At 67.0% G+C, this 20,689-nt stretch carries 19 protein-coding genes and 1 riboswitch; of the genes, 13 read left to right on the top strand and 6 right to left on the bottom strand.

Annotation, left to right across the window (positions count from 1 at the left end; translation table 11 throughout):
* Nucleotides 1-148: 148 nt before the first annotated feature.
* Nucleotides 149-655 carry an SseB family protein gene (locus QNO03_RS07340; RefSeq protein ID WP_289602791.1) on the bottom strand — a complete coding sequence of 169 codons (507 nt, stop codon included), beginning with the start codon at nucleotides 653-655 and terminating at the stop codon, nucleotides 149-151.
* A gap of 71 nt (nucleotides 656-726) precedes the next feature.
* Here QNO03_RS07340 and kynA point away from each other — a divergent pair, with 71 nt between their 5' ends.
* Nucleotides 727-1,581, top strand: coding sequence for a tryptophan 2,3-dioxygenase (kynA, locus tag QNO03_RS07335; RefSeq protein ID WP_289602790.1), 855 nt, complete (start codon nucleotides 727-729; stop codon nucleotides 1,579-1,581).
* A gap of 22 nt (nucleotides 1,582-1,603) precedes the next feature.
* Nucleotides 1,604-2,224, top strand: a complete 621-nt coding sequence (gene dcd / locus QNO03_RS07330) for a dCTP deaminase (protein ID WP_229946796.1) — start codon at nucleotides 1,604-1,606, stop codon at nucleotides 2,222-2,224.
* A gap of 527 nt (nucleotides 2,225-2,751) precedes the next feature.
* Here dcd and QNO03_RS07325 read toward each other — a convergent pair.
* Complete coding sequence (locus QNO03_RS07325; RefSeq protein ID WP_289602789.1) at nucleotides 2,752-4,128, bottom strand: MFS transporter; 1,377 nt, start codon at nucleotides 4,126-4,128, stop codon at nucleotides 2,752-2,754.
* Nucleotides 4,129-4,340: 212 nt separating this feature from the next.
* On the opposite strand from QNO03_RS07325, the gene QNO03_RS07320 reads away from it, so the two are divergent.
* The 6 genes from QNO03_RS07320 to mnhG are packed head-to-tail and all read left to right on the top strand — an operon-like array spanning nucleotide 4,341 to nucleotide 10,870.
* Nucleotides 4,341-7,394 (top strand): Na+/H+ antiporter subunit A, encoded by a 3,054-nt coding sequence (locus tag QNO03_RS07320; RefSeq protein ID WP_289602788.1) that lies wholly within the window; start codon nucleotides 4,341-4,343, stop codon nucleotides 7,392-7,394.
* Nucleotides 7,391-7,876, top strand: a complete 486-nt coding sequence (locus QNO03_RS07315) for a Na(+)/H(+) antiporter subunit C (RefSeq protein WP_229946801.1) — start codon at nucleotides 7,391-7,393, stop codon at nucleotides 7,874-7,876. The genes QNO03_RS07320 and QNO03_RS07315 overlap by 4 nt, the downstream gene beginning before the upstream one ends.
* Nucleotides 7,873-9,483: a Na+/H+ antiporter subunit D gene (locus tag QNO03_RS07310; protein ID WP_229946803.1), complete on the top strand. Its 1,611-nt coding sequence runs from the start codon at nucleotides 7,873-7,875 to the stop codon at nucleotides 9,481-9,483. The genes QNO03_RS07315 and QNO03_RS07310 overlap by 4 nt, the downstream gene beginning before the upstream one ends.
* A complete protein-coding gene (locus QNO03_RS07305; protein ID WP_229946805.1) occupies nucleotides 9,480-10,076 on the top strand; it encodes a Na+/H+ antiporter subunit E in 597 nt (198 codons plus the stop codon). The genes QNO03_RS07310 and QNO03_RS07305 overlap by 4 nt, the downstream gene beginning before the upstream one ends.
* Nucleotides 10,076-10,333, top strand: a complete 258-nt coding sequence (locus QNO03_RS07300) for an MrpF/PhaF family protein (RefSeq protein ID WP_442860226.1) — start codon at nucleotides 10,076-10,078, stop codon at nucleotides 10,331-10,333. The genes QNO03_RS07305 and QNO03_RS07300 overlap by 1 nt, the downstream gene beginning before the upstream one ends.
* A gap of 3 nt (nucleotides 10,334-10,336) precedes the next feature.
* Nucleotides 10,337-10,870 carry a monovalent cation/H(+) antiporter subunit G gene (mnhG, locus tag QNO03_RS14695; RefSeq protein ID WP_502874558.1) on the top strand — a complete coding sequence of 178 codons (534 nt, stop codon included), beginning with the start codon at nucleotides 10,337-10,339 and terminating at the stop codon, nucleotides 10,868-10,870.
* A gap of 39 nt (nucleotides 10,871-10,909) precedes the next feature.
* Here the strand turns inward: mnhG and QNO03_RS07290 are convergent, their stop codons facing one another.
* Nucleotides 10,910-11,173 (bottom strand): DUF4235 domain-containing protein, encoded by a 264-nt coding sequence (locus QNO03_RS07290; protein WP_229946813.1) that lies wholly within the window; start codon nucleotides 11,171-11,173, stop codon nucleotides 10,910-10,912.
* Nucleotides 11,174-11,264: 91 nt separating this feature from the next.
* Nucleotides 11,265-11,400: riboswitch (TPP riboswitch) on the top strand.
* Nucleotides 11,401-11,491: 91 nt separating this feature from the next.
* Between QNO03_RS07290 and QNO03_RS07285 the strand changes: the two genes are divergently transcribed.
* From QNO03_RS07285 to QNO03_RS07275, 3 genes are read left to right on the top strand one after another with little or no spacing between them, the layout of a single operon-like run.
* Nucleotides 11,492-12,109, top strand: a complete 618-nt coding sequence (locus tag QNO03_RS07285) for an ECF transporter S component (RefSeq protein ID WP_289602787.1) — start codon at nucleotides 11,492-11,494, stop codon at nucleotides 12,107-12,109.
* A gap of 53 nt (nucleotides 12,110-12,162) precedes the next feature.
* Entirely contained in the window at nucleotides 12,163-13,761 is a 1,599-nt protein-coding gene (locus tag QNO03_RS07280) for an ABC transporter ATP-binding protein (RefSeq protein ID WP_289602824.1), read from the top strand.
* Complete coding sequence (locus tag QNO03_RS07275) at nucleotides 13,758-14,561, top strand: energy-coupling factor transporter transmembrane component T family protein (RefSeq protein WP_289602786.1); 804 nt, start codon at nucleotides 13,758-13,760, stop codon at nucleotides 14,559-14,561. Before QNO03_RS07280 ends, QNO03_RS07275 begins: the two co-directional genes overlap by 4 nt.
* A gap of 13 nt (nucleotides 14,562-14,574) precedes the next feature.
* Here QNO03_RS07275 and QNO03_RS07270 read toward each other — a convergent pair whose 3' ends face one another.
* Nucleotides 14,575-15,456, bottom strand: coding sequence for an aminodeoxychorismate lyase (locus QNO03_RS07270; RefSeq protein WP_289602785.1), 882 nt, complete (start codon nucleotides 15,454-15,456; stop codon nucleotides 14,575-14,577).
* Nucleotides 15,457-15,540: 84 nt separating this feature from the next.
* Here QNO03_RS07270 and cls point away from each other — a divergent pair, with 84 nt between their 5' ends.
* Entirely contained in the window at nucleotides 15,541-17,016 is a 1,476-nt protein-coding gene (cls, locus tag QNO03_RS07265) for a cardiolipin synthase (RefSeq protein WP_502874557.1), read from the top strand.
* Nucleotides 17,017-17,128: 112 nt separating this feature from the next.
* Here cls and QNO03_RS07260 read toward each other — a convergent pair whose 3' ends face one another.
* Together QNO03_RS07260 and QNO03_RS07255 are read right to left on the bottom strand one after the other, a co-directional pair.
* Entirely contained in the window at nucleotides 17,129-17,698 is a 570-nt protein-coding gene (locus tag QNO03_RS07260; protein WP_229946821.1) for a nucleoside/nucleotide kinase family protein, read from the bottom strand.
* A gap of 62 nt (nucleotides 17,699-17,760) precedes the next feature.
* Complete coding sequence (locus QNO03_RS07255; RefSeq protein ID WP_289602784.1) at nucleotides 17,761-18,564, bottom strand: methyltransferase domain-containing protein; 804 nt, start codon at nucleotides 18,562-18,564, stop codon at nucleotides 17,761-17,763.
* 243 nt (nucleotides 18,565-18,807) lie between these two features.
* Here QNO03_RS07255 and dnaK point away from each other — a divergent pair, with 243 nt between their 5' ends.
* A complete protein-coding gene (gene dnaK, locus QNO03_RS07250) occupies nucleotides 18,808-20,688 on the top strand; it encodes a molecular chaperone DnaK (protein WP_229946825.1) in 1,881 nt (626 codons plus the stop codon).
* Nucleotide 20,689: the final 1 nt, after the last annotated feature.

The raw sequence follows: 20,689 nt of genomic DNA, 5'->3' as shown, positions 1-20,689 counted from the left end.
GAGTTGGTCACGGTACAGCCCTCCCTCTGTTGTGAGGTTCCCCAGCGTAGGCTCCGCCACCGACACTGCAAGGGCCGGGGCTGCAAAAACGGCATCAAATGGCCATAACGCAACCTAAGCGGCCGTTTCCGGCCCTCCCCGCGCCGGTTTAGTGCTCCGCGTCCGTGCGTTCGGGCCGGACGGGCTCTTCCGTCTGATCTTCCGGCTGACCGGTGGTCTGTTCAGAAGCTGCGACCAGCGAGGCAACGACGTCGGGGCCGATTTCCAGCCCTACTTCGTGGCCGGGGTTCACGGACATGCCGTATCCCGCCGCAATGCTGCGGATGGTTGCCTCGCCGCTTGCCTTGACGATCACGGGCGCGGCCTCGCGCAGCTGCTGGGGGATGTGGTCCGGGGAGGTGAACGTGGCAGCCACGGAGTAGTCGGCATCGGGTGCCTTCAGCACCACGGCCTGGAAGGACGACGGATCATCGTTCTTCGCGAGCCGCCCCACGCTGAGCAGCTCCGAGGTCCAGATCACTGACATGACCTCGCGGTTGCTGAGCCGTCCCTCGCGGCCGGCGGTGATGGCTTCTTCCAGCGCCGCGCCGGGCGCCTCGACATCGTCATGGGCCAGCGGCATTGTCGGGATCTCGGGGGTGTTGTCCGGTTCCATGGGGGACTCTCCTTGGGAGGATTGGTGCCAAAACTCCAAGTCTGGCATATCCAGCGGCTACCGTGGTGGGCATGAGTCCGAACGAGAACACCCGCAGCCTCGAAGCAGGCATTGAACGGGATTTCAGCGACAAGATGAGCTACGGCTCCTACCTTGCCCTCGATGAGCTGCTGTCCGCGCAGCATCCCGTGAGCCGTCCGGAGCACCATGACGAGATGCTGTTCATCATCCAGCACCAGACCTCGGAACTGTGGCTGAAGCTCGTCCTGCACGAGCTGCTTGCCGTGCGTGCCCGGCTGGCGGCCGATGATCTGCGGTCGGCCATGAAAGGCATCGCCCGGATCAAGCACATCCAGCGCTCGCTGACCGAGCAATGGTCGGTGCTGGCCACGCTGACCCCGTCCGAATACTCCGAGTTCCGTGACGACCTGGGCGCCTCCAGCGGCTTCCAGTCCTACCAGTACCGTGCCGTGGAGTTCCTGCTGGGCAACAAGAACGAAGCGATGATTGCCGTCTTCGCGGCCGATCCGGAGGCCCAGGACCTGTTGTCCGGGGTGCTCTCCCAAACCAGCATCTACGACGAGTTCATCCGCTACCTGGCCCGACGCGGCTACGCAGTGGCGCCGGAACTGCTGGACCGTGACGTGACGCAGGCCCATGTGTATGACGAGTCGCTGCTGGCGGTCTACAAGTACGTCTACGAGAATCCCGCCACGAACTGGGACGTGTACGAGGCCTGTGAAGAGCTGGTGGATCTCGAGGATAACTTCCAGCTGTGGCGTTTCCGACATGTGAAGACAGTGGAACGCACCATCGGCATGAAGCGCGGAACCGGCGGATCCAGCGGAGCCAGCTTCCTGCGCCGCGCCCTGGAACTGACGTTTTTCCCTGAGCTCTATGCGGTGCGGACGGAAATCGGCCGCTAGGTGCATGCGCTATTTTTGAAGAGTGCTGATATCTGACCGTGACATCCGAGCCGAGATTGCCGATAACCGGATTGCCCTGGACCCCTACGACCCCGCAATGGTCCAGCCTTCCAGTGTCGATGTCCGCATCGACCGCTTCTTCCGGCTATTCGACAACCACAAATACGCCCACATTGATCCCTCGCAGGACCAGCCGGAGCTGACGCGCCTGGTGGAGGTGGCTCCGGACGAGCCCTTCATCCTCCACCCCGGCGAGTTTGTCCTGGGCTCCACCTACGAACAGGTCACCCTGCCGGACGATATTGCCGCGCGCCTGGAAGGGAAGTCCTCGCTGGGACGGCTGGGGCTCCTGACGCACTCCACCGCCGGCTTTATCGACCCGGGGTTCTCCGGCCACGTCACGCTGGAGCTTTCCAACATGGCGACGCTGCCCATCAAGCTCTGGCCCGGCTCCAAGATCGGCCAGCTTTGCTTCTTCCGGCTGAGCTCCCCGGCGGAGCACGCGTACGGGTCCGGCCGCTACGGCAACCGGTACCAGGGCCAGCGGGGCCCGACGGCGTCGCGCAGCCACCTGAACTTCCACCGCACCGACGTCAGCACTGCCGCGAACGACGAGGACACGGCGGGCGTCAGCGCCTCCTAAGGGATGCCGCTGCGGCAACCGGCAACCCGTGTCACCCGGCAAAGACCTCCGGTTTGTACAACTCCCTCCGGTTTGTGCACGTCCCTCCGCTGCGCGGCGGGGGTGATTGCCACAAACGGTAGGGATTCCGACAACCCGGAGGGAGTCCGGGCGCAGGTCCGGACTTGCGGCATGCCCACCCCGCCGGAGCTCCTGCCAGAGGCAGCGCGCCCACTCGGCCGGAGCCCCTGCCAGAGGCGGCCTGACCGGGCGGCCGGAGGGTGTCGCGGCGGAGGTGCCGTGCCCGCCCGGCCGTAGGGTCTGGCGGAGGCGTGAGGTGCCGTGCCCGCCCGGCCGTAGGGTCTGGCGGAGGCGTGAGGTGCCGTGCCCGCCCGGCCGTAGGGTCTGGCGTAGGCGGCTTTAATATTCCAAGCGAGCTCTGCGAGCGAGGAATTTCGTTGCCGCCGGAGTCAGGCCTGGAGGCCGGAGCTAGTCCCGCAGACCGGGCCGGCACACCAGTCCGGCGGACCGGACCAGCAGCGCCGAACCTACGCCTTTTCGACGGGCTGAGCGGTCCGTGCAGCGGGGGAGCGGACGGGGAGCAGGACGAGCAGACCCAGAAGCAGCACGGCCACGATGCCGATGATGCCGTAGCGCTGGGCTCCGAAGATGACGATGCAGGCCGAGAACAGTGTGGGGGCCAGGAAGCTGACCGCCCGCCCGGTGGTGGCGTACAGGCCGAACAGCTCGCCTTCCTTGCCCTCCGGTGCGAGCCGGGCCAGGAACGCCCGCGACGCCGACTGGGCCGGGCCCACGAACAGGCACAGCATCAGGCCGAAGATCCAGAACGTGGTGTCCCCGGTCCACTGCAGCCCCAGCAGGTCCTGGTCGCCGGGACCCAGCACGACGACGGCGGTGCCTGCGATGATGAGCCCAATCAGCGAACCGACGATTACCGCCTTGGGGCCGAAGCGGTCGTCGAGGAACCCGCCGATGACTGATCCCACGGCGGCCACCACGTTGCCGAAGATGGCAAACATGATTACCTGGGACAGTTCCCACCCGAAGGTGCCTGCCGCGATGACGCCGCCGAAGGTGAAGACGGCCGCGAGCCCGTCGCGGAAGACGGCACTGGCCAGCAGGAAGTAAATGGTGTGCGGGTCGGTCCGGAAGAGGACCTTGATGCGGTGGAACAGCAGCTTGTAGGACGCAAGGATGCCCAGGCGCGCCACCGCCTCCTGCCGCTGGACTTCGGGAACGGCGAACATCAGCGGCAGGGCAAAGAGCAGGAACCAGACGGCGGAAAACAGTGCCACGGCCCGGAGGTTCAAGCCGTCTTCGGTAGTGACGCCGAACCAGCCGACGTCGGGCTGGACGAACCCCACGAGCACCAGCGCCAGGGCCGCGATGCCGCCCACATATCCCATGGCCCAGCCCAGGCCGCTGATCCTGCCGACGGTGGCGGGCGTGGAGACCTGGCCGAGCATGGCGTTGTAGTTCACACCGGCAAACTCGAAGAACAGGTTTGCCGCGGCGATCAGCGCCACACCCAGGATGAGGTAATCCGGGGAGGGCAGGACGAACCAGCACGCGGCGACCAGGGCGCAGGTCAGCAGGGTGTTGATGGTCAGCCATTTGCGGCGGCGTCCACCTGCGTCCGACCGCTGCCCGGTGACCGGAGCGAGGACGGCGATGGCAACGCCGGCAATGGCCAGTGCGGCGCCGAGCACGGCGGAGTTTGTGTCAGTGTCCCCAAACGACGAGGACGTCAGGTACACGGTGAAGACAAAAGTGGTCATCACCGCGTTGAAGGCAGCCGATCCCCAGTCCCAGGAAGCCCATGCCGCCACCTGCTTCCAACGGGCAGGTGCCGGGGTGCTCCCACTGGGAGCGGCCGGAGACGTTTTTTCTGTGCTGAGACCCATGCCGCTGAGCCTAGCGGGTGCTAAGGCCGGTGCGGGTATCCGGAACCTGAAACGCCGGTGCCGGCCCCCGGGGGAACGCAGTCCGGGGACAAAGGCATGCGTATGCCATGGGTAGTATGTATATACGACCCTGAACGCCCCCTTAGGAATTACAGCGATCACTACAGCCATATAAGTGCTGCAAAATCGATAAGAGAGCCCGGGAGATCATTGTGCTGTTTGTGCTCACCGTCATGTTTGCGGTGGCACTTGTTGCGCCCTTAATGTTCCGGAAGGCCGGACGGTCGGCGTTCTACATACTTGCCGCCTTCCCCGCGGCTGCCTTTGCCTGGCTCATTGCCACTTTCCCCCAGTACACCGGGGCCGGCCAGACGCTGGCCTCCGGCGCCCCGAACGCGCCGCCGTCGGTCACCATCCCCTGGATTCCCGAGCTGCGGGTTGAGCTGGCGTTCCGGATGGACACGCTCTCGGCGCTGCTCTCCATCCTGATCCTCGGCGTCGGCGCCCTGGTCCTGTTCTACTGCGCCAGGTACTTCCGGCCGAAAGACCCCAAGATGGGCAGCTTCGGCGCCCAGCTGCTGGCCTTCGCTGCCGCGATGTTCGGCCTTGTGACGGCAGATGACCTGATCCTGCTGTTCATTTTCTGGGAACTGACCACCGTCCTGTCCTACCTGCTGATCGGATACTCGGCACACCGGCTCTCCGCACGGCGCGCGGCACTGCAGGCATTGATCGTCACGACCCTCGGCGGCCTGGCGATGCTGGTCGGGATGATCCTGCTCGGCTCCGCCGCAGGGACATACCGGATCTCCGAGATCCTGGCGCAGGCACCGGAACTGGTGGAGGCCGGGGCGCTGGTCAACGTGGCGATTGCCCTGATGCTCGTGGGGGCCGTTTCCAAGTCCGCCCTGGTGCCCTTCCACTTCTGGCTGCCCGCCGCGATGGCCGCCCCCACCCCGGTCAGTGCCTACCTGCATGCCGCCGCCATGGTGAAGGCCGGCATCTACCTCATCGCCCGGCTGGCCCCCGGTTTCTCCGAAACGCTGCTCTGGCATCCCATCGTCCTGGTCCTGGGTCTGGCGACCATGCTGCTGGGCGGCTGGCGCGCCCTACGCCAGTTCGATGTGAAGCTCATCCTGGCCTACGGCACGGTCAGCCAGCTCGGTTTCCTCACACTGGTGGTGGGGCTGGGCAGCCGGGAGGCCGCCGTCGCCGGAATGGGCCTGCTGCTGGCGCACGGCTTCTTCAAAGCCACCCTGTTCCTGGTGGTCGGAATCATCGACCACCAGGCCGGAACCCGGGACATCCGCAAACTCTCGGGTATCTTCCGCGCCGCACCGAAACTGGCCGTCGTCGCCGTTATCGGTGCAGCGTCCATGGCAGGCGTGCCGCCGCTGCTGGGCTTTGTGGCCAAGGAATCCGTCTATGAGACCTTTGTGCACTACGCCGAGCAGCAGGGCAGCTTCGCCGCCTGGATCCTGCTGGCGGGCGTCGTGACGGGATCCATCCTCACCTTCGCCTACAGTGCCCGCTTCATTTGGGGTGCTTTCGCCACTAAGGGAGGCTGCGCCCCCACCCCGTTCAAGGCCGTGTCGTGGTCCTTCCTCGCGGCTCCGGCGGTCCTGGCGGCCGCCACTGTCCTGTTCGGCCTCTGGCCGGGCCCGCTGGATGCAGCGATCGTCTCCTATGCGGACCTCTTCCCGGCGGAGGGCAAACCCACGCACCTGGCACTGTGGCACGGGCTGACTCCGGCCCTCGGCCTGACCGTGCTTACCCTCGCCGCCGGTACCACCCTCTTCCTGCTGCGGCGCCGGATGGAGTCCTTCCAGCAGGTCGTCGCCTTCCCGCTCGACGCCGAGCGGTCCTACCGCGGCATCGTCGGCGTGCTCGACGACGTCGCGGTGTGGGTGACGGGCCGGACCCAGCGCGGTTCGCTGATGTTCTACCTGTTCGTCATCCTGACCATGGCGATCCTCGCTCCGCTGACGGCAGTGATCCTGCGGTCAGCGCCCATGCCGGAGAGCTTCCGCTGGTTCGACAATCCGCTGCAGGCTGTGGCCGGCGCGGCCGTCATCCTGGGTGCGGTGGCCGCGGCCCGCGCCACCAAGCGTTTCCTCGCCGTGCTGATGGTCTCAGTCAGCGGCTACGGCATTGCCCTCATCTTCGCCCTCCAGGGCGCGCCGGACCTGGCCCTGACCCAGATGCTGGTGGAGACGATCGTGCTGGTCGCGTTCGTGCTGGCCCTGCGCTCCCTGCCCGCCCGCCTGTGGAAGCGCGAACCGAAGCGCCACCGCCTCCTGCGGGCGCTGCTGGGCATCGCCTTCGGCGCCAGCATGGTGGTGTTCGCGATGACTGCCATGGCCTCACGCGTCGCTGCCCCGGTGTCCCTCGACTTCCCAAAGCTCGCCTATGAAGGCGGCGGCGGCTCCAACATTGTCAACGTCACCCTGGTGGACATCCGGGCCTGGGACACGTTCGGTGAAATCACGGTGCTGGCCATTGCCGCCACCGGTTTGGCCTCGCTGATCTTCGTCCGCGGACGTGGCGATAAGCGCCGCCGGGCCGAAGGAGTGGCGACGGGATCGGTGGACCGGGGACGCGAGCAATTTGCTCCCACCGGCCGCCGGGAGGCAACCCTGGCGCTGGCCCGCAAATTCTCCAGCGTAGGCCGGGATGCGTGGCTCGTGGCTGGCCGGACGCTGGCGCCCGAGCGCCGCTCCATCATCTTCGAGGTGATTACCCGGCTGCTGTTCCACTCCGTCATCCTGTTCTCCGTCTACCTGCTGATCGCCGGGCACAACGCGCCGGGCGGCGGTTTCGCCGGAGGACTGATGGCAGGTCTCGCGCTGACCATCCGCTATCTGGCCGGCGGCCGCTTTGAACTTGCCGAAGCCAGCCCGGTCAGCGCAGGGACGCTGCTGGGCGGCGGGTTGGGCATGATTGCGCTGTCCGCTGCCGCGCCGCTCTTCTTCGGCGGGCAGATCCTGCAGAGCGCGATCCTCAAGTTCACCTGGCCGGTTTTCGGGGAGGTCAAATTCGTCACCTCCACGATCTTCGACATCGGTGTCTACCTCGTGGTGGTGGGGCTGGTCCTGGACGTCCTGCGCAGCCTTGGCTCCGAGATCGACGAGCGCAGCGAGGACGACGCCGACGATGAGGACGACAACGAAAGCATTGTGGAGGAACCGGAAATCCTGGATATTGCGGTACGGCCCGACGGCGGCTCCGACGCCGATGCCCGCCCCGAGGAAGAGGTGGCACGGTGACTGTGAACATCACTCTCCTGCTGGTGATGGGAGCCCTCTACGCCGCCGGTATCTACCTGCTGCTGGAACGGAGCCTGACCCGGGTGGTGCTTGGCCTGGCCATGCTCACCAACGCCACGAACATCCTGCTGCTGGCCACCGGCGGCCCGGCCGGGCTGGCACCGATCTTCAACAAGGACATTGCGGCGGATGCCTACAACGATCCGCTGCCGCAGGCGTTCATCCTGACCTCGATCGTGATTTCCTTCTCGGTCACCGCCTTTATGCTCGGCGTCATCTACCGGTCCTGGGTCCTGGGCCGGCAGGACGAGGTCCAGGACGACCTTGAGGACCGGCGCGTGGCCAGCCAGAGCAGCTTCGATGCCGAGGATGACGCTGACGTCCCGGAGGACACCACGGAATTCACTCCGCCGGAGGAAGCCGAAGAGGCTCCCGGCTCCCAGCGTGGCAACACACCAAACGACTCCGAGGTGACCCGATGAACACAGCCAGCCTTGCACCGCTGGCGGTGGTGCTTCCGGTTTTCGGTGCCGCCCTCGCCTTCATCCTGATCCGCCACCAGCGTTCCCAGCGGGCGGTCAGCATCAGCATCCTCAGCGTCACCCTGATCCTGGAAGTCATCCTGCTGGGTTCCGTCTGGGAATCCGGCGCGCAGGCAGTGGACCTGGGTGGCTGGCTTCCGCCGTTCGGCATCACCATGGTGGTGGACCAGTTCTCCGCGCTGATGCTGGTGGTCTCCTCGGCGATCAGCCTCTCCGTGCTGATCTACGCCGCCGGCCAGGGTATGACCGACGGTGACGAAGACGGGCCGATTTCGATTTTCCACCCGACCTATCTGATTCTCGTGGCGGGTGTGTCCAATGCCTTCCTCGCCGGAGACCTGTTCAACCTCTATGTGGGCTTCGAGATCCTGCTGACCGCCAGCTATGTCCTGATGACGCTGGGCGGCACCACGCCGCGTATCCGGGCCGGTGTCACCTATGTGGTGGTCAGCGTGGTGTCCTCGCTGCTGTTCCTGATTTCCATCGCCATGATCTACGCTGCCACCGGCACGGTGAACATGGCGGACCTGGCGCTGAAGCTCGGCGAACTGGATCCCGCGACCCAGCTGATGCTGCACCTGATGCTGCTGGTGGCGTTCGGGATCAAGGCCGCCATCTTCCCGCTCTCCTTCTGGCTGCCGGACTCCTATCCCACCGCTCCGGCGCCGGTCACCGCCGTGTTCGCCGGCCTGCTGACCAAGGTGGGTGTCTACGCCATGGTCCGCACCGAGACCCTGCTCTTCCCCGGGGACCGGATCAACACGCTGCTGATGGTGGTGGCCGGGCTGACCATGCTGGTGGGCATCCTGGGTGCCCTGGCCCAGACCGACATCAAACGTATGCTTTCCTTCACCCTGGTCAGCCACATCGGCTACATGGTGTTCGGGCTGGCGATTGCCTCCGTGGTGGGCATCGGTTCCACCGTGTTCTACGTGGTGCACCACATTACGGTGCAGACCTCGCTGTTCATGGTGACGGGCCTGATCGAACGCCGCGGTGGAACCGCCAACATGGACCGGCTCGGCGGGCTGGCCCGGCTGTCGCCGCTGCTGGCGGTGCTGTACTTCATTCCGGCCATCAACCTGGCCGGCATTCCGCCGTTCTCCGGCTTCCTCGGCAAGCTCGGCCTGATGCAGGCCGGCGTCGAGCTGGGCACGCCGCTGGCCTATGTCCTGGTGGGTGCGGGTGCCGCCACCAGCCTGTTGACCCTGCTGGTGATGGCCCGGGTCTGGAACCGTGCGTTCTGGCGGACCCCCGAGGACGCCGTGCACCCGGACCCCATCCTGCTGGCCACGAGCGCCGACGGGTCCAGCCTGCGCAGCTCGGAGAATGTCAGCGAGCACCCCACCGGACGGTTCTCCGGCCGGGATTCAGTGGACCTGCTGCCCCGGACCATGGTCTACCCGACGGCGGGGCTGGTGGCACTCGGCGTTGCCCTGACCGTGGCGGCGGGACCGCTGTTCTCGCTCAGCGACGGCGCGGCCCGGGACCTGCTGGACCGGACCCCCTACATCGAAGCGGTACTTGGCGAAGGGGCGGCCCAATGACCAAGGAAGCACGCATGCGCAACCGGCCACGTGTCCCGCTGCTGCAGGAACTGCCGCTGCTGATCTGGCTGGTCTTCCTCTGGGGTGCCCTGTGGCAGGATTTCAGCGCCGGGAACCTGATCTTCGGGGCAGCGATCGCCTTGATCGTGGCGAACATCTTCTACCTCCCGCCCGTGGAACTCAGCGGCAGGTTCAACCCGCTCTACGCGGCGGTCTTTGCCGGACGCTTTATCTGGAAGCTGGTGCAGGCCAGCTTCCACGTCTTCTGGCTCGCCGTCGTCCGCGGCCCGCGGATCCGCAACGGCGTGATCGGCGTGAAACTGCGCAGCCGCTCGGACTTGCTGACCACGGCCACCGGGCATGCGCTGTCCCTGATTCCCGGATCGCTGATTGTGGAAGTGGACCGCTCCACTTCCACGCTCTACCTGCACGCACTGAATGTCTCGACGCCCGAGCAGGCGGAAAAGGTGCGGGAAGACGTGCTGAATGCCGAAGCATGGCTGATCCGCACGATGGGAACCAAAGAGGAGCTGGCCGCACTGCGGGCTGAAACCGCTGAAACGCGGAAACAGAAGATAGGAGGGTGGGCATGATGAGTGCAGCCGTCATGGTGGTGTCCAGCATGCTGGCCGTGGCGGGCGCCGGTGCCATTTACCGGATTGCCCGCGGCCCCTCGATCCTGGACCGGGTGCTGGCCACGGATGTGCTGCTGGCCATTGTGGGGGCGGCGCTGGCCGTTGACATGATTGTCTACCGCAACCTCGACTACCTCGCCCTGCTGGTGGCCATCTCCCTGATCGGGTTCATCGGCTCCGTGACGGTGGCCCGTTTCGTGACGGACAGGCGGTAGGACATGGATGAGACCGTAATCGACGTGATCGTCGCCGTGCTGATGTTTGGCGGTGCGCTGATGTCCCTGGCCGCTGCCATCGGCCTGATCCGCTTTCCGGATCTGCTCAGCCGCATGCACGCGGCGTCCAAACCCCAGGTGCTGGGACTGCTGCTGTTCCTGCTGGCCATGGCGGTGGAGTTCCGCAGCTGGAAACTGCTGCCCATCCTGGCCGTGGCCTGGATCTTTATGCTCCTGACCGCGCCGGTGTCCGCCCACATGGTGGGGCGCGCCGGGTACCGGACCAAGCACCTGCGGCCCGAGCTGCTGGTCATCGACGAACTCGACGACGTCGTTGAACGGGCCCAGCGGCTGCTCCGGGAAGCCGAAGAGGAAGCCCTCGAAAATGAGGAAGACGATCCACGCGTGGACGATGATCCGGGGCACGAGCATGCTGTAGAGCTCGACGACGACGAGCTGCTGGCCGGCCGGGGCACGGCGGAGGAACGCAGGTTAAACAGCAACGCCCAGCACCCGGGAAGCAGTCCCGAGGGCTGAGCGTGATGTTCCGCCCGGGGGCGGAGCAGAAGCGGCGGGTCAGACCATTTCCGGGGTCTTCTGGTAGCGCTGGATGGCGCGCTGCGTGCCGCGGTTGGTCAGCACACGGATGACCTGGCTGACAGCACCGGAGACCAAGGCGAAGGCCACGGCGGAGCGGAGGCTGTTTTCCAGGCTGCCCTCGGCATCTTTGGGCGGCTCGTTGCCGGTGGCCTTTGTCCAGGCGAAATCCAGCACCTTGGTGGCGACGAGTCCGGCGAGGATGCTGCCTCCGGTTCCGAGCAGTTTGAGGATCAGGTTCATGAGGACTCCTAGCTTCGGGCGTTTTTCCTAACCCTACGGTACCCGTTTACCCGTCGCCGGATCGGGGGTGGCTGTGTAGAGTGGAAGCGCAAACATACGACAGGGGAGCGCCGTCCCGCATCAGGTCCTTCGGACCCGCGGAGATAAGGCGCTGAGAGTGCGGGTAGCCGCAGACCCTCGAACCTGATCCGGTTAGTACCGGCGAAGGGAGTCGAGAGCTCAGGGAAATTCCCCGTTGGCCGGCAGCGGCCTGCGGGGGAAGTGCGCCGGTTCGCCGGTGCCGCAGCACCCTCCCCTCCTGAAAACAGGAGGATATTCATGAAAGACCTTTCCGCAGCACCCCGCTCCGCCAGATCCGCAGCCTCCGGGCGCAGCTGGCGTGTGGTGGACATTGTTGTCGCGTCCGTTCTTGCCGTGGCCGTCGGCGTCGTGTTCTGGGCCTGGTCCCTGGGCTATGCCGGGATCAGCGCACTCACCGCGGCCTTTCCGCCGCTTGCCGGTCTCTATACCGGCGGCTGGCTGATCGCCGGGGTGCTGGGCGGGCTCATCATCCGCAAACCGGGTGCCGCCATCTACTGCGAAATGCTGGCCGCGGCGGTGTCCGGTGTGCTGGGCACTCAGTTCGGCCTGTCCGTGCTGCTTTCCGGCTTCCTGCAGGGCCTGGGTGCCGAGCTGGTGTTCCTGCTGTTCCTGTACCGCCGCTTCACCCTTCCCGTGGCCCTGCTCGCGGGGCTGGGGTCGGGCCTGTTCCTGGGCTTGAGCGAAAACGTCCTCTACAACGTGGAGTGGGCCGCGCAGTGGCAGCTGCTGTATGTCCTGCTCACTGCCGTCTCGGGCGCGGTGCTTGCCGGCGGCCTGTCGTGGCTGGCCGTCCGTGCCCTGGCCCGGACGGGCGCGCTCGCTCCGTTTGCGTCCGGACGGACGGGGCAGGCGTAGCGGTGCGGTTCGGCTTCACAGGCGGCCGCGGCCGGCCCGCCGGGCTGTCCGCGCTGGCTGGCACATCGGCTGGCACATCCCCGGCATCCCGCACCCGGTCCCGCCCGGCGGCCTTGACGGCCCGCGGCTGGGGCTGGCGGCACGGCGGACGGACGGGCCCGGCGGTCTCCGGGCTGGACCTGACGGTTTCCCCCGGTGAACGGGTGCTGCTGCTCGGTGCCTCCGGTGCCGGTAAATCAACGTTCCTGCACGCTCTCGCGGGGGTCCTGGGCCCCGATACCGGCGGCGAGGAGCACGGCACCCTGCTGCTCGACGGCGCCCATCCCGCCTCCCTCCGCGGCCGGGCCGGGCTGGTCCTGCAGGACCCGGATTCCCAGACCGTCCTGTCCCGGGTCGGGGACGAAGTAGCGTTCGGCGCGGAGAACCTGGCGGTTCCGGCCGCCGAAATCTGGCCGCGGGTGCGGGCAGCACTGGCCGACGTCGGACTCGACGTTCCGCTGGACCGTTCCACGTCCGCGCTCTCCGGCGGGCAGAAGCAGCGCCTGGCCCTCGCGTCCGTCATGGCCATGGAACCCGGACTGCTGCTCCTGGACGAACCCACGGCCAACCTGGACCCCGACGGGGTAGTGGAAATCCGCGACGCCGTCACCCGGGTGCTGGACCGTACCGGCGCCACGCTCATCGTGGTGGAGCACCGGGTGGAGGTCTGGGCCGGCGTCGTGGACCGCGTGGTGGTCCTTGCCGCCGGCGGCGGGGTGCTGGCGGACGGCTCCCCTGAGGACGTGCTCGGCAATCCCGCACACCGGCGCACCTTGGCGGAGTCCGGTGTCTGGCTTCCCGGCAGCGGTCCGGAAATCCCGGGCGGACCCTGGACCGCTGCCGCCCCCGGCCCCCGGCTGCTGGAGGCGCGAGGATTGGCCGTGGCCCGCACGGGCCGGGGCCCTGCGGTGCTGACGGGAGTGGACGTGAGCCTGAACGCCGGAACCGCCGTCGGCATCACCGGTCCCAACGGCGCCGGGAAGTCCACCCTCGCCCTGACCCTGGGCGGGTTGCTCCGGCCCAGGGACGGTACCCTGGCCGCTGCTCCGGTGCTGGCCGGAATCGCCCGGCCGGAACCCGGCCGCTGGACCTCCGCGCAGCTGGTGGACCGGATCGGCACCGTCTTCCAGGAGCCGGAACACCAGTTCCTGGCCACCACCGTGCTGGACGAACTCGCCTTCGGGCCCAGGCGGCTCGGCCGGGACACGGATGCACAGGTGCTGGCCACGGTGCAGCTCCTCGCTGAACGGCTGCGGCTGGACGGATTGCTGGACGCCAGCCCGTTCACGCTGTCCGGCGGGGAAAAACGCCGGCTCTCCGTAGCAACCATGCTGGCGACGGAGCCGTCCATCCTGCTGCTGGACGAACCAACCTTCGGACAGGACGCACGGACCTGGGCAGAACTTGTGGCCCTGCTGCGCGGGCAGTTGGCGGAGGGACGCTGTGTGGTGTCCGTGACGCACGACGCCGAGTTCATCTCTGCGCTCGCCTCCCGCGAGCTGCGGGTGGCGGACGGAGTGCTGACAGCAGTGGGTAGTGCCCCCGCGCCCGCACCCGCACCCGCGCCCGCCGGCGTGGCCGGTCCGGTGCCGGATGCCGGGGTGAGTCCGTGAGCGCCGCAGGTGCCGGGGCACCGGCGCCGTCCGCCCGGACGTTCCTTGCCCGGGCCAATCCGCTGTCGAAGCTCGCGGCGGCAGTGTTCCTGACCCTGGCCGTATTGATCACGGTGGACTGGGTGAGCGCCGCCGTCGTCCTCACCGCCGAGCTGGCCCTGCTGCCGCTGCTGCATATCCGGCCGGGGACGCTGGTACGGCGGATCTGGCCGCTGCTTGTTGCGGCCCTGATCGGTGCGTGGGGGACGGCGCTGCTGGCGGAGAAGACCGGAACGGTGCTGATCGACGCCGGTCCGATGGTGTTCACCTCCGGTTCCTTAGCCGCGGGTATCGCCATCGGCCTGCGCGGCCTGGCGATTGCGCTGCCGGGAATCTATCTGCTGGCCACCACGGATCCCACGGACCTGGCCGATGCCCTGGCCCAGAAGCTCCGGCTGCCGCACCGCTTTGTGCTGGGCGCCTTGGCGGCCATGCGGCTGGTGGGCCTGCTTGTGGAGGAATGGCGCACCCTCGGCCTGGCCCGGCACGCCCGCGGGGCCGGTCCCGACGCCGGGGGAGCCGCGCGGCTCCGCGGCTTCGCGGGGCAGTCCCTGGCCTTGCTGGTGCAGGCCATCCGCCGTGCCACGCGCCTCGCCACGGCCATGGAAGCGCGTGGCTTCGGGGCTGCGGAACGTTCCTGGGCCAGGACGTCCACCTACAGCCGGATCGACGCCGTCATTTTCGGGGCAGGGCTGGCCGTGTCCGCGGCAGCCGTGGCCGCGGCGGTGACCGCCGGCACCTTCAACTTCATCCTGACCTGAGGCCGCTCCCTAGTCAGAGCGCTTCGTCCGCCAGCCGGGTGAGCTCGCTGTTCAAAGCAGCGGAAAACGGCAGCTCCCGCCCGTCAATGGACCGGACCGGCACCAGCAGGCGGATGCTGGAGGCCAGCCAGACGCCGTCGGCCGCGAACAGATCCTCCGGCACCAGCGGTCCGTAACCCAGTTCCCAGCCGGCTGCCTCGGCTGCCTTGAAAAGGGCGTCCTGCGTGGTTCCGGCCAGGATGCCGCTCTTCCGCTCCGGGGTGAGGAGGGTGCGCACACCGTTGCGTTCGCGGGCGAGCACCACGGTGGAGGTGGGCCCTTCGAGGACCTTGCCGTCGGAGGAGGTGAAAATCGCGTCGTCGGCGCCGTTCTGCCTCGCGTAACGCAGGGCGGCCATGTTCACGGCATAGGAGAGCGTCTTGGCGCCAAGCAGCAGCCACGGCGCGCGGGCGGCCGCCAGGCTGTCGTAACCGCGGTCCAGGAGCAGGACCTTGATGCCCTCAGCACGCTGCCGGGAGGCATCGGCGGCCGCCGTCACCTGCACCCACGCGGTGGGCGTATCCGCACCCTCGACGCCTCGGGTCACCACGAGCTTCACGGCTGCCCGGCCGGTGTCACCGGTGCCCTCCGCCTCAGCATGCAGCTGAAGGGCCGTGGCGATGGCCCGTTCCCACGCCTTCCGGGAAGGAATCTCCAGCTCCAGCAACTGCGCGGAGGAGGCCATCCGGTCCAAGTGGGCATCAGGCTTGCGGGGAACCCCATCCACGGCCAGCAGGGATTCAAAGATCCCGTCTCCGCGCGTCACGCCCAGGTCATTAATCATCAGCTGCGGCTCACCGGCGTCGGCCGGCCGCCCGTCGGGGAAGGCGGAATCCAGGAAAACCAGAACAGTCATGGCACCAGCGTAATCCCGGAGGCCCGGGAGCAGCCTCCGGGCGGATAAGCTGTCTCCAAGGCGGCTTTGGGGAGGAGCAAGAGTGTGTGGTGGTCTCTGACCGGTGTTGAGCTGTCCGGATGGACGGCCGTCGTTCTGACGGCGGTGGATTACGCGATCCGGATTATTGCCCTGGGTGTTGTTCCCGGCAACCGCCGCCCCACCACCGCGATGGCCTGGCTGCTGTGCATCTTCTTCCTCCCGATTCCCGGCATCATCCTCTTTTCCCTCTTTGGCAACCACCGCCTCTCCGAGCAGCGCGTGAAGCGGCAGGCGGAAATCAACCGGCTGGTCCGGGAGAACACCAAGGAACTGGAAACCGAGGGCACCAACTACAGTGGCCCCGAGTGGGTGCTGAATGCGGCCGAACTGAACCGCCGGCTGGGGTCCTTCCCCACCCTGGACGGCAACAAGGTGGAGCTGCAGCGCGACTACCACGAGTCCATCACGGAAATGACCCGCGAAGTGGAAAAGGCCACGCGGTACGTCCACGTGGAGTTCTACATCATGGGGTACGACGACGTCACCCGCGGGTTCTTCCGTGCGCTGAAGGACGCTGCCGGCCGGGGCGTCACCGTCCGCCTCCTGTTCGACCACATCGGCACCCTGCGCATTCCCGGCTACCGGAAGCTGCTGCGTGAACTGCGCAGCAGTGATATCCAGTGGCGGCGGATGCTCCCGGTCGAGCCGTTCCAAGGGCGCTGGCGCCGGCCGGACCTGCGCAACCACCGCAAAATCCTCGTGGTGGACGGTGCGGTGGCCTTCACCGGTTCGCAGAACCTGGTGGAACCGGCCTACAACAAGCGCCGCAACCGCCGGTCCGGGCGCAATTGGGTCGAGCTGATGGCCCGCGTGGAAGGTGCCGTGGTGGATGAGCTCAACGTCGTTTTCGCCACCGACTGGAACGCGGAAACGGACGAGAACCTGGAGCAGCAACTGGACCTGTACGACTGGTCCTTCGATCCGGGGGACGTCACCTGCCAGGTGGTTCCCAGCGGTCCCGGCTTCAGCACGGAAAACAACCTGCGCCTCTTCGCGTCCCTGATCTATTCGGCCAGCGACCGCATCTCCATCACCAGCCCGTACTTCGTCCCGGATGACACCTTGCTGTACGCGGTGACCACGGCAGCCCAGCGCGGTGTGGCCGTGGAGCTGTTTGTGTCAGAGAAGGGCGACCAGTTCCTGGTGGACCACGCGCAGCGTTCCTATTATGAGGCGCTGTTGCGGGCGGGCGTCCGGATTTACCAGTACCCCAAGCCGTTGGTGCTGCATGCGAAGCACTTCACCATCGACAACGAGGTGGCCGTGCTGGGGTCCAGCAACATGGACATGCGGTCCTTCTCGCTGAACCTCGAAGTGTCGGTGATGATGTTTGACGGCACCATTGTGGAACAGATGCGCCGCATCGAGGACACCTACCGGGCGCTGTCCAAGGAACTGATCCTGGAGAACTGGGTGGGCCGGCCGGTGTGGCAGCGGTACATCGACAACGTCGCCAGGTTGACGGCCACCCTGCAGTAGGTTTTTGACTCCGCGCGTCCCCACCAGCCCAGCCAGCCCAGCCAGTCCAGCCGTTCCAGCGGACCGCCAGACCCGGTTCCCTGCGGCCGCCGGCCGGATTTCCGGGCAGGGTCTAGCGAGGGAGGCAGGCGAGGACCGCGGCCAGTGCGGTTGCGGTGTTTCCCTGCGGCCCCACGAGGGACACGGTGAGGTCCGCGGCGGAGGCGGCGTCGTCGTCGGCCGCCCAGCGGCGTTCCTGTGCCGCCCAGCGTTCCCAGTGCGGCGCGTAGGTTCCGCCGTCACGCGCCAGCGCGCAGCGGCGCCGGACCGTTTCCTCCCCCTCCACCCAGACCGCGGTGTCCAGCAGGGCGCGCGCCTCTCGGTGCGCCGCGCCCACCCCTTCGAAGACCACGACGTCGGCCGGCTCGGTGGTGCGCCAGTGCCCGTAGCGTCCGGCCTCCCAGTCCCAGGCCTGCCAGCGTGCCGCCCGGTTCCCGGCGAGCGGGCGCAGGATCTGCTCGCGGTAATACGTCATTCCCGATTCGAGGCCGTCCCAGCCGGGATAAATGTCCTCCAGATGGAACAGCTGCACGGAGCCGCGGCGCGTCATGGCGGCGGCGATTTCCGTGGCCAGGGTGGTTTTGCCGGCACCGGAGAAGCCATCCACGGCAATGAGCAGGGGAGCGCCGGGTCTAGCGGGCATCGCGGGTGCCGCCGGGGCACGCGGTCAGGAATCGGAACATTCCCTAAGCCTAGCCAGAAAGGTCAGGCCCTCAGGAGCAGCTCCCCGCAGGGGATCAGGAACCAGCCCTCCGGGGCGGCGGCCCACTCCTGCCAGCCGGCCGCGAGCCGCTGCAGCCCCTGCGCGTCCGCCAGTCCACGGTCCTGTGCCTGCTCTCCGAAGGCCGAATGCAGCACGCGTTGGGACCAGGAGTCCGCATGCCAGCTCCGCTCCGCCGGTGTGGCGTAGAGCCAGTTGGACGATGAGGGCGTGATTTCAGTGAAACCCGCCTCCAGCGCCCAGGCGAGCAGGTGCCTGCCGGCGTCGGGCTCGGCGGAGTTGCCGCGGGCAATCAGCTGGTAGATCCGCATCCATTCCGCCAGTTCCGGCGTGGGCGGATGCCAGACCATGCCGGAGAAGTCGGCGTCGCGCACCGCCACCAGTCCGCCCGGCTTGGCGACCCGGCGCATTTCCCGCAGCGCGGCTACCGGATCCATCAGATGCTGGAGCACCTGGTGCGCATGGACAACGTCGAAGGTTTCGTCCGGAAAATCCAGGTCGTAGACATTCCCCGCAACGAAGGAGGCATTGGCCAGCCCCCGTCCCGCGGCCAGCTCCCGGGCCTGGACCAGCACGTCCTCGGAGGAGTCCAGTCCCACCACCGGGCCGGGAGCCGTGAGTGCCGCAAGGTCCGAGGTGATGCTCCCCGGCCCGCACCCGACGTCGAGCAGGCTCATCCCGGGAGCCAACTCCGGCAGCAGGTACCCGGCACAGTCCTGCGCCGTGCGGACGGCATGGACGTCCACCACGCTGTGGTGGTGGCCGTGGGAATAGGTTTCGGAAGCCATGGCAGGACCCTACCGCCCGCCGGGCCGTTTGCGCGGAAGGAACGGCGGACCGGCCCGCGCAGTTCCCACCGCCGCAAAGTTGAGCCGGGAACGCTCAAGTTTGTTGACAAAGAAGTACCGCTGAGTAAAGTTGAGTGCAGAACGCTCAATTGCTCTACGTGGCTGACGGTGCGGCTTCCTTCAGGGAAGCCCAGGCCGGAAAGCCACGAGATGCGGGTTTCTCCAAAGAAAGAGGAAGCAAATATGTCACGTGCAGTAGGTATTGACCTCGGTACCACCAACTCAGTTGTCTCGGTCCTCGAAGGCGGCGAGCCCACGGTTATCGCCAACGCCGAAGGCGGCCGCACCACTCCGTCCGTCGTGGCCTTCGCCAAGTCCGGCGAGGTGCTGGTTGGCGAGATCGCCAAGCGCCAGGCCGTCAACAACATTGACCGGACCATCGCTTCCGTCAAGCGCCACATGGGCACCGACTGGAACGTCGACGTGGACGGCAAGAAGTACACTGCCCAGGAGATTTCCGCCCGCATCCTGATGAAGCTGAAGAACGACGCCGAGGCCTACCTCGGTGAGAAGGTCACGGACGCCGTGGTCACCGTTCCCGCCTACTTCAACGACGCAGAGCGCCAGGCCACGAAGGAAGCCGGCGAAATTGCCGGCCTGAACGTGCTGCGCATTGTCAACGAGCCCACCGCGGCTGCCCTGGCCTACGGCCTGGACAAGGGCAAGGAAGATGAACTCATCCTCGTCTTCGACCTCGGCGGCGGCACCTTCGACGTTTCCCTGCTGGAAGTCGGCAAGGACGAAGACGAATTCTCCACCATCCAGGTCCGCGCCACGGCCGGTGACAACCGCCTCGGCGGCGACGATTGGGACCAGCGGATTGTTGATTACCTGCTGAGCCAGGCAAAGGCCAAGGGTGCGGATCTGTCCAAGGACAAGATCGCCCTGCAGCGCCTGAAGGAAGCAGCGGAGCAGGCCAAGAAGGAACTCTCCTCGGCCACCTCCACCAACATCTCCCTGCAGTACCTCTCGGTCACCCCCGAAGGCCCGGTCCACTTGGATGAGCACCTGTCCCGTGCCAAGTTCCAGGACCTGACCAAGGACCTGCTGGACCGCACCAAGAAGCCGTTCCAGGACGTCATCAGCGAAGCCGGCATCAAGGTTTCCGACATCGACCACATCATCCTCGTGGGCGGTTCCACCCGTATGCCTGCCGTCTCCGAACTGGTGAAGGAACTGGCCGGCGGCCAGGAGCCGAACAAGGGCGTCAACCCGGATGAGGTTGTCGCCGTGGGCGCAGCCCTGCAGGCCGGTGTACTGAAGGGTGAGCGCAAGGACGTGCTGCTCATCGACGTCACCCCGCTGTCCCTGGGCATCGAAACCAAGGGTGGTGTGATGACCAAGCTGATCGAGCGCAACACGGCCATCCCCACCAAGCGCAGCGAGACCTTCACCACCGCGGATGACAACCAGCCGTCCGTGGCCATCCAGGTCTTCCAGGGCGAACGCGAGTTCACCCGCGACAACAAGCCGCTGGGCACGTTCGAGCTGACCGGCATTGCGCCGGCTCCGCGCGGCGTCCCGCAGATCGAGGTCACCTTCGACATCGACGCCAACGGCATTGTGCACGTGTCCGCCAAGGACAAGGGCACCGGCGCCGAGCAGTCCATGACGATCACCGGCGGGTCCTCCCTCAACAAGGAAGACATCGACCGGATGGTGCGCGAAGCCGAAGAGCACGCAGCCGAAGACAAGCTGCGCCGCGAGGCCGCAGACGTCCGCAACTCGGCCGAGCAGCTCGCCTACTCGGTGGACAAGCTCCTCACCGACAATGACGACAAGCTGCCCGAAGACGTCAAGACCGAGGTCAAGGGCGACGTCGACGCGCTGAAGAAGGCGCTCGAGGGCACCGACAACGACGACGAGGTCAAGACCGCGTTTGAGAAGCTGCAGGCTTCCCAGACCAAGCTGGGCGAAGCTATCTATGCCCAGGCCTCCGCCGCCGGTGCCGAAGGCGCCCCCGGCGCTGCTGACGGTGCTCCGGCCGGTGACGGCGCAGGCAGCGCCGCCGGTGACGAAGACATCGTTGACGCCGAAGTTGTCGACGACGAAGAAAAGAAGTAAT

This window comes from Arthrobacter sp. zg-Y877, from assembly GCF_030373105.1.
In the GTDB taxonomy this organism is placed as follows: domain Bacteria; phylum Actinomycetota; class Actinomycetes; order Actinomycetales; family Micrococcaceae; genus Arthrobacter_B.
Note: the sequence above shows the minus strand (reverse complement) of the source record. Positions and strands in the feature narration are given on the sequence as shown.

Bases quoted from the DNA above. Each gene is read 5' to 3' on its own strand.
- QNO03_RS07340 (WP_289602791.1), bottom strand. From the start codon at position 655: ATGGAACCGGACAACACCCCCGAGATCCCGACAATGCCGCTGGCCCAT.
- kynA (WP_289602790.1), top strand. From the start codon at position 727: ATGAGTCCGAACGAGAACACCCGCAGCCTCGAAGCAGGCATTGAACGG.
- QNO03_RS07325 (WP_289602789.1), bottom strand. From the start codon at position 4,128: ATGGGTCTCAGCACAGAAAAAACGTCTCCGGCCGCTCCCAGTGGGAGC.
- QNO03_RS07310 (WP_229946803.1), top strand. From the start codon at position 7,873: ATGAACACAGCCAGCCTTGCACCGCTGGCGGTGGTGCTTCCGGTTTTC.
- QNO03_RS07305 (WP_229946805.1), top strand. From the start codon at position 9,480: ATGACCAAGGAAGCACGCATGCGCAACCGGCCACGTGTCCCGCTGCTG.
- QNO03_RS07300 (WP_442860226.1), top strand. From the start codon at position 10,076: ATGAGTGCAGCCGTCATGGTGGTGTCCAGCATGCTGGCCGTGGCGGGC.
- mnhG (WP_502874558.1), top strand. From the start codon at position 10,337: ATGGATGAGACCGTAATCGACGTGATCGTCGCCGTGCTGATGTTTGGC.
- QNO03_RS07290 (WP_229946813.1), bottom strand. From the start codon at position 11,173: ATGAACCTGATCCTCAAACTGCTCGGAACCGGAGGCAGCATCCTCGCC.
- QNO03_RS07285 (WP_289602787.1), top strand. From the start codon at position 11,492: ATGAAAGACCTTTCCGCAGCACCCCGCTCCGCCAGATCCGCAGCCTCC.
- QNO03_RS07270 (WP_289602785.1), bottom strand. From the start codon at position 15,456: ATGACTGTTCTGGTTTTCCTGGATTCCGCCTTCCCCGACGGGCGGCCG.
- QNO03_RS07260 (WP_229946821.1), bottom strand. From the start codon at position 17,698: ATGCCCGCTAGACCCGGCGCTCCCCTGCTCATTGCCGTGGATGGCTTC.
- QNO03_RS07255 (WP_289602784.1), bottom strand. From the start codon at position 18,564: ATGGCTTCCGAAACCTATTCCCACGGCCACCACCACAGCGTGGTGGAC.
- dnaK (WP_229946825.1), top strand. From the start codon at position 18,808: ATGTCACGTGCAGTAGGTATTGACCTCGGTACCACCAACTCAGTTGTC.